The organism is Corynebacterium sp. CCUG 61414 (assembly GCF_024453945.1).
In the GTDB taxonomy this organism is placed as follows: Bacteria; Actinomycetota; Actinomycetes; order Mycobacteriales; family Mycobacteriaceae; genus Corynebacterium; species Corynebacterium pseudogenitalium.
On record NZ_JAGPYU010000033.1, the window covers coordinates 1 to 2,157 of the forward strand.

Sequence of the window (2,157 nt, forward strand, 5' to 3'; positions counted from 1 at the left end):
GCGGGGGAATATCGTGCGGGGACATGGGTGCGGACCTCCTTCGGGTTTTGGCCCACAACCAGCCTGCCACCTAGGGTTATCAATGATATTTCGCAATAGCCAGCAATGAACGCTTGCATTGCGCAAGACGTTACATTATCTTCTGAAACATATAGCGCACCTTGTCCAGGCGGCTGTTTGGACGGCGGGGCTGGATGACTGGCTTGCCGACAGCGGCCTGATACCCTTTCAGTTCTGTAAGGCATACGCTCTGCCCGTTGGTGTAAAAGGCCAGATCAGTACGGTATGCCTGTATACAGCGGGCGGGAATCTCGCCAGTAAAGACAACTTCATCCTTTTTTACCTGGACCGTTTCGATGGTGGCACAGTATTTCGGTGCATCATGATAAGCCCTGGAAAGATATTCCCGGGGCGCATAGAGGGTGAAGGAGAGATAAGGTTCCAGCAGTTGCGTCCCTGATTCCTTCAATGCCTGTTCCAATACAATCGGGGCCAATGAGCGGAAGTCCGCCGGCGTGCTGACCGGACTGTAATAAAGCCCGTATTCAAAGCAAATCTTACAGTCCGTTACGTTCCAGCCGAACAAGCCCTGCTCCAGCCCGTAACGGATACCATCCCTGACAGCGTTTTGAAAACTCTGGTTCAAGTATCCCAGCGAAACCCGGCTCTCGTATTGTACACCGGAGCCAAGCGGGAGTGGTGTAACAGACAGTCCGATGGATGCCCAAAACGGGTTGGGCGGCACCTCGATATGGATGGTGTGGCTGGCTGCTTTGAGCGGCCGCTCCATATAAATGACGGTGGGTTCCTTTACCACTGTTTCAAGCTTGTATTTTTCCGACAGCAAAGCGGAAACAACCTCCAACTGCACCCGGCCCAAAAAAGAAAGAATGATCTCATGGGTGATGGAATCCACCTCGCAGCGCAAAAGCGGGTCAGTATCCGCAAGTTGCGTAAGAGCGTCCAGCAGCCGTTCTCTTTGCGCTGCCGTTTTCGGCGCAATCGACGTCCGCAGCATGGGGAGGGGGTCCTCACGCCACCTTTTACGAGGGAGCCGGGTTGGGTCCCCTAATACATCGTTTAACCTCACGCTGTCGCTGGGAAGGATAACAATTTCACCCGGATAAGCGGTGTCTGTCCGAACAATTTCCCCTTTGGATGGAATACGCATCTCTGTGATTTTCAGCTTTTCTCTCCCGGCCAGGGCCACCGTATCCCGCAGGCGCAGCGTTCCGCTGTATAGCCGTAGATAGACACGCCGCTGGCCGCAATCTGTATACTCCACCTTGAAAACGCTGCCGCATAGGGCGGCGCTCCCCTGTTCCCCAATCGGTTGGAACAGCCCTGTCACCGCATCCATCAACGGTTGAATGCCAAGGCCCTTTTTGGCGCTGCCATAATAGACCGGGAACAGGGAGGCGTCTTGAACCCGCCGCTGTTCCTCCCGCACAAGTTTTTCCCGGCTGATTGGTTCTCCTGCGATATACTTTTCCAATAATTTATCGTTATTTTCGATGACCGCATCCCATGCTTCTATGTCGGTATTTTCCTCCAGGACTATTTCCGGGGACAGCGACACCGTCTGCTTGATGATAATATCGGCGGAGAGCTTATCCCGAACAGACTGAACCACGCTCTGCAAATCAACGCCAGCCTGGTCGATCTTGTTGATAAAGATAACGGTGGGAATGTTCATTTTCCGCAGGGCATGGAACAGAATACGGGTCTGGGCCTGCACGCCATCTTTAGCGGAGATCACCAAGATGGCCCCATCTAAAACAGCCAAAGAGCGGTACACCTCCGCCAAAAAATCCATGTGGCCGGGCGTATCCACAATGCTGACTTTACATCTGTGCCACTGGAAGGAAGTGACTGCCGCTTGAATGGTAATCCCACGCTGCCGCTCCAAAAACATGGTGTCCGTCCTCGTTGTCCCTTTTTCGACGCTCCCCGGTTCTGAAATGGCTCCGCTGGCATATAGCAGGCTCTCCGTCAAGGTCGTCTTTCCAGCGTCTACATGGGCAAGAATTCCAATATTGATTATTTTCATGTGATTGTCCTCCCTTTACTGCCCCGAAGGGGGTTAAGCGACAAAATGTGTGTCCGGAATCGTTGATTTTCATGCTCTGAACTCCGCGTTTGCGGAAAATATATGCT

General features: G+C 53.0%; 1 protein-coding gene. It reads right to left on the bottom strand.

Annotation, left to right across the window (positions count from 1 at the left end):
• Positions 1-130 precede the first annotated feature (130 nt).
• Entirely contained in the window at positions 131-2,050 is a 1,920-nt protein-coding gene (tet(W), locus tag KBX14_RS11115) for a tetracycline resistance ribosomal protection protein Tet(W) (protein ID WP_204083760.1), read from the bottom strand.
• Between the last annotated feature and the right edge of the window lie 107 nt (positions 2,051-2,157).